This is a genomic window from Clostridia bacterium, from assembly GCA_012841935.1.
Lineage (GTDB): Bacteria > Bacillota > Peptococcia > DRI-13 > DTU073 > DUTS01.
This window is the reverse complement of the sequence record DUTS01000075.1, coordinates 1-2080: the sequence shown is the minus strand read 5'-3', so window position 1 is coordinate 2080 and position 2080 is coordinate 1. Positions and strand designations below refer to the sequence as shown.

General features: G+C 37.3%; 3 protein-coding genes. 1 reads left to right on the top strand and 2 read right to left on the bottom strand.

From position 1 onward, the window contains the following. Positions 1-182: 182 nt before the first annotated feature. Positions 183-1187 (bottom strand): hypothetical protein, encoded by a 1005-nt coding sequence (locus tag GX687_04505; protein HHX96706.1) that lies wholly within the window; start codon positions 1185-1187, stop codon positions 183-185. Positions 1188-1300: 113 nt separating this feature from the next. Here GX687_04505 and yyaC point away from each other — a divergent pair, with 113 nt between their 5' ends. Next, on the top strand, positions 1301-1891 hold the full coding sequence (gene yyaC, locus GX687_04500; GenBank protein HHX96705.1) for a spore protease YyaC: 591 nt from the start codon (positions 1301-1303) through the stop codon (positions 1889-1891). Here yyaC and GX687_04495 read toward each other — a convergent pair. Then, positions 1869-2080, bottom strand: a 212-nt coding sequence (locus GX687_04495; GenBank protein ID HHX96704.1) for a polymer-forming cytoskeletal protein, incomplete at its 5' end; no start/stop codon positions are given. The genes yyaC and GX687_04495 overlap by 23 nt on opposite strands.

The window sequence follows — 2080 nt, the reverse complement described above, 5'->3', positions numbered from 1 at the left end:
GATTAAAAAAATCTTCAAGGCTACAAAAAAATAAATATATTACGCAGTTTTTAAAAAAACAAAAAGGCTTGTATCCCTTGGCCATCAAGGAATAACGAGCCTTTTTCATTTTAAAGTGTCAAAAATGTAAATATATCATCCAAGAAAAATCAATAAAAAATTAAAGTAAATTTACACTAACATTATTTTACGAACCACTTATAAAGCAAACCAGCTCCCAAAACCAAACCTCCATAACCAATAAAAGGATAAACGAATTCCACCATTTCCGGCAAAGACCAAGCCAAAAAAGGTAAAGTCAGTAAAAATAAACCGAGGAGAATTAGCCAGCGGGGGGCCCTAATTAAACGTTCACAACGTTTCACTAATCCCCAGCCGAGACCAAGGGCCGTAGTAAAAATAGCCGCCCACAAGAAAAAAGCATAAAGTTTGGCCCAAGCAGGAGCAAAAGCCTGAGCCAATACCAAAAAAGGTAGTGACCTAAATTTTACTAGTGACAACTTTTGATATAAAGCCCCACTAATTAAAGCAGCAATTCCTCCAAAAATTATTCCCCCATAAAAAATGCCTTTAATTTTTTTTTGATCAGTTCCCCCCAATGAAGCTAAAAGGGAAGCACCCAACACAAAATTATAGGCTGCATAAAGAAAGAGTGCCTTTAACCAATTAGTACCGATAAGATCCGGCCGGCCAATAACCCTTACTATTTCTAAATCACTTAACAAACTATTTAAACTAATTAATATAGTTAAAATTAAAAGACCCGGAATTAAAAAGGTATTTAACCACAAAACACCTTCTTTACCGATTAAAAGCACCCAACCGGTAAAAAAAGCCGTCAAAACAAACCCCCAAGAAAAAGCTAAGCCCTGTTCGGCTCCCAAGCTGCCCCCAGCGACCAACATAACCGCCAAAGAAAGCAGTAAAAATAAACTTAAAAAGCCGTCCATAATTAATCCCCAATAAGGACCAAACAAATAATTTAAAAACTGACCATAATCATTTATTTTTTCTTTGGAAACTATTTTCAAAGCTAAGTAGCCCAAAAGACCCAAAAGCACACCTGCTACTAGGGCACCGCCAATTCCCTTTACCCCATAAACAGCAAAAAACCTTAACAATTCTTGCCCAGAAGCAAAACCCGCACCTACCAAGGCTCCTAAATAAGTAAAAGCCAATCGCCACATCTTATTCCCTCCTAAATTAGCTTCTACCTAATTTATGTGGGAAAAAATGAAATATCCGCATAATTTTTCACCTTTTGTATACACTATTTTTTAGTGAATCTGGAGGTGAAAGTGTGTCCTCAAAAATTTTTCCGCTTTTTCCGGCTAGTAAAAAACAAATACCCCGCCGGGTACATATGGAAGAACCTTTGGCTATTTATCATTTAGCTACCCATCTGCGTAATTTTCTAAAAAATACCCACAAAAAAAAACAGCCCCTTATTCTTTGTATCGGGACTGATCGAGCTACCGGTGATAGTTTAGGTCCTCTAACCGGCTGGCAATTAAAAACCCTGCTGACTCATCAACAAGCCACTATTATTGGCACTATAGATTCACCGGTACATGCCGGTAATCTAAAAACCATTTATGCTTCTCTTACTTCACAATTAACTACTCATCCCCTAATTGCCATTGATGCCTGCTTAGGGCATTTTACTAATGTAGGCACCTTAGTTTTTCATAATCAACCCTTAAAGCCTGGTTCAGCTTTAAATAAACATCTGCCCCCTGTTGGTGATGTAGGTATTACCGGAGTAGTAAACATCGGGGGTTTAATGGAAAGGCAAATCATTCAAAACACTCGCCTAAATACAGTTTTGAAAATGTCGCACATTATTGCCTATAGTATTTTAATTGCCCTTAACACTCAATCTCTTCCATAGGGGCTTGCTTCACTATAGGCTCTTTTTTAGGATCATGCATTTCACAATTGCCTTTAAATAAAGCACCTTCCTCCACATTCAAATGTCCTACTAGCATATCACCGAAAAAAGCCCCGGTAGGTGCTAAATCTACTTTTCCTTCTGTATGAATATTACCTCTAATATAACCACCAACATAAACATTATTAG